We start from the raw sequence: 3,164 nt of genomic DNA, 5'->3' as shown, positions 1-3,164 counted from the left end.
CAGGAACCCTAGCAATAGGGATATTAAGAACGAAATTTCTTAAGAATCTCAGTCGCTTCAGCGCTGAGAGTGTCAATTCAGAACACGATGCTCATCACGGTTTTCGGCGAGCCGTGAACCTTCCGGGAGTGTTGCTGCATAATCAAAATACCGACCAGTCCGTCAGGGCTGTAAAAGCCGCTGGGCTTGGTATAGGCATCTACGATGACCTCTTGTCCGTCTCGATCGATCGCGGTAACAGGCTCAGACCAGGTTCGAGCCTCCTGGACTATCCAGTGATGCCCGACTTGGTAGTCGGCGAGAATCCTGTCGAACATTTGATGACACGCTGGCCTTGAAAGGCTACCCGTGTAATACACTGCGCGGCTTCCCCAGTTCAGGGTCGGATCTGTGCCAGCAAATTTAAAGTAGTAAGTGCGCTTACTCATGCTGATCTGGCAGAAGTCTTCAAGGCTGACCCAGGAACCATCCGCCAGACGAAAACCCTCTGGAGTAATGATATCTGTATGGGGAAACAGTGCCCGAATGTCATCGGAATAGTATTCCCGCGACTTGCTCCAGAAAGGCCACGCCATGATTACTTTTGCATCGTATAGGGGCGTAGGGGGGTGGTCAAAAAACAGACGACCTTCTTCGCAAGCCTCCATCCACTGATCGAAAAAGCCATTGTATCTGAGGTCGTAGAACTCATGGGCACGGACAAAATTGCAGTCTTTCCACTCGACAGCATCCCAGCTAAAAAAACGCAGCCCTTCCTCCCGACACCGTTGAATAAAGTAGCGTCCGCCATGCGGACGTGATGCGTTATTGAGCAGATGATGAATTATGGGTTGGTCGCCGATATAGCTACGTAGGGATTGAGAAACGCTGCTGGCTAGCGAACGGAAAAACCGAGTCGGCACGCCGAAGTCGTCGGGAAAGGCGAGGTAGATGTCTCTCAATTGATCTGCGATTTCCCATGCAGAGCCAAAGCACTGGATCTCCGCAATCTCTCCTGGTGCTACTTCGTCGGTACGGAAGAAAACGGGGAGCTGAAGCTGCTTCTCGGTGAGTTTGAGATGGTACTCTTTGCCACGACAGGGTGGCTGTCCGGCGAGAACCGTATCTGCGATCGCAGATACGGCTTCACCCCGCAGACTTGCCATAAAAAGGTCGCGGGTGATCTCCTGAAATTTCTTGAGTGTGCTATATCGCGATCGAAACCCCTCAAATGTCGCGTCATCGATCGCATAGGGCTGCTTCGCGATTAGGTTCGTGAAGCCGACACTGGCTAGGGTTCTGGACTCGATATCTTTGTCGATGAATCGATACCAAGGATGGTCAATAATTTGCTGTTGAGTCATTGCACTTTTTATCAAAATTTAGAGTTTTAGGCATCAAGACCGTAGAGCTTGGCACAGTTCTTGTAGACAACTTTGAGTCGATCCTCATCGGGGGTATTTTGAAACGACTGCGAGATAATCTCCTGCGACTTCGGCCAAGTTGACTCATAGTGGGGATAATCGCTGCCCCACATGAAATTATCTGCGCCAAGGATCTGCATGGTCAAAATGCCGACTTCATCTTCCATAAAGGTGGAGTAAACCTGGCGCTTGAAGTATTCGCTAGGTTTCATCGTCAGGGAGGTGGGGGCGATCGGACCGAGCTTGACATGGATACGGTCTGCGTGCAGCAGATGGTAAGCTACCCAGCCGATATCGTTCTCCGCCAACACCAACTTCAGATTGGGAAAGCGCTCCAACACGCCCGAGAAGATGATATCCGTCAGAGAGTGCTGGATCTCCTCCGGGAAGATCATGTTGCGTTGACACCGCTCCACATTAGTGTTGTAGTCAAAGACCTTCGGACTTTCTCGATAGCCTGTAAGAATATGCAGGCTCACCGGCATCTCCATTTCTTGGGCTGCGCGCCAGAATGGGTCATTACAGGTGCTGGTGAATGCCCGTTCTTCGGGTGGAGAAGCCCAAATTGCCACCCCTTTTAGTCCCATCTGATGACAGCGCTTCATTTCGCGAACCGCGTCATCCACATCCCAAAGTGAGATGAGTCCGATGCCAATCAGTTGCTTGGGCGCATACCTGACAAATTCAGCCAGCCAGTTGTTGTATGCACGGAAGCAGGCTTGCTGGAATGCAGCATCCTGAAGCCAGAACAACGACATCCCTAAGCTGGTGTAAAGAACTTCTGCGGCGATACCGTCACGCTCCATATCCTTGAGGCGTTCACTAGGATCGTTGCCACCAAGTCGGGTCGCCTCAATCCCCACCCGCCTCTGCTGGGCAAACTCTTCGGCAGATTTCTCCACTGCGTACAGGGAGTTGACCAAGGCAGGTTGCAGCCCTTGGCACACGAAAAACCACCCTTGGCGCTCCTCATTCCACAAGATGTGCGGTGCTCTGTCCCGGTATTGTTTGTCGAGCCTCTCGACCCACAGGTCAGGGGGTTCGATAATGTGGGAATCTGCGGAGATGATAGGTGTTTCCATAAATCGTATTTGTTAAGGTCTCATCTGCCGTATTTGTTGATATGGTAGTCGCTGCGATCGTCCAAATCCGTTTTTTTAGACATAATTAGTAGAGCGAAAACTTTTGTCAAGTAACGAAATAATCAGGGTTTTAGCAAAAGTTTCTAGGATTGACAAAAGCGATTACTTGCGCTTACAGGAGATAAGCTGTTGTGCATCTAGATTGTCTATATTGTTCGAGGGGGAGAGGGGGAGAGGATTTGACGATTTTTGATGGTCATCGAAATATACAATTTAAATGCACAAGAACTTAACACCTATCACAGGGTTATTTGAAAAGCAGATTTGAAAAGGTTTCTGGCGGATTGTATTGCCTAGAGGAAATCAATCGCTGGTAGGGCTTCTGGTAAATAAACTTTCCGCTCGACTCAACATAGGTATTATTCGTATTTCAACTTCCCTACTAATTAGCGATAGCCTGACCAAAAATATAGTTACACTTTTTAGCTACTTTGTCAATGCGTAAATTCTAGACATTTAAGGAATCAAAAATAAATAACTTGCACAATTCAACCCCAGAAGCCTTAATCCAAGGTAAACTATTGCTCTATTCGTCACCTTATTTATTAGACCTCTTGCAAAAATCCTTTTAATCAAATTCTGGAACGGGCAAGATGCCCATTCCACAAGAAAAAAAATT

The 3,164-nt window shown here is 48.5% G+C and carries 2 protein-coding genes; both read right to left on the bottom strand.

The window, feature by feature from the left end:
* Positions 1-77 precede the first annotated feature (77 nt).
* Positions 78-1,343, bottom strand: coding sequence for a hypothetical protein (locus QUB70_RS32115; protein ID WP_332985847.1), 1,266 nt, complete (start codon positions 1,341-1,343; stop codon positions 78-80).
* 26 nt (positions 1,344-1,369) lie between these two features.
* A complete protein-coding gene (locus QUB70_RS32110) occupies positions 1,370-2,485 on the bottom strand; it encodes an amidohydrolase family protein (protein WP_332985846.1) in 1,116 nt (371 codons plus the stop codon).
* Positions 2,486-3,164 lie beyond the last annotated feature (679 nt).

It is taken from the genome of Microcoleus sp. A003_D6 (assembly GCF_036702825.1).
GTDB lineage: Bacteria > Cyanobacteriota > Cyanobacteriia > Cyanobacteriales > Microcoleaceae > Microcoleus.
This window is presented reverse-complemented; position numbering and strand designations above follow the sequence as displayed.

Bases quoted from the DNA above. Each gene is read 5' to 3' on its own strand.
- QUB70_RS32110 (WP_332985846.1), bottom strand. From the start codon at position 2,485: ATGGAAACACCTATCATCTCCGCAGATTCCCACATTATCGAACCCCCT.
- QUB70_RS32115 (WP_332985847.1), bottom strand. From the start codon at position 1,343: ATGACTCAACAGCAAATTATTGACCATCCTTGGTATCGATTCATCGAC.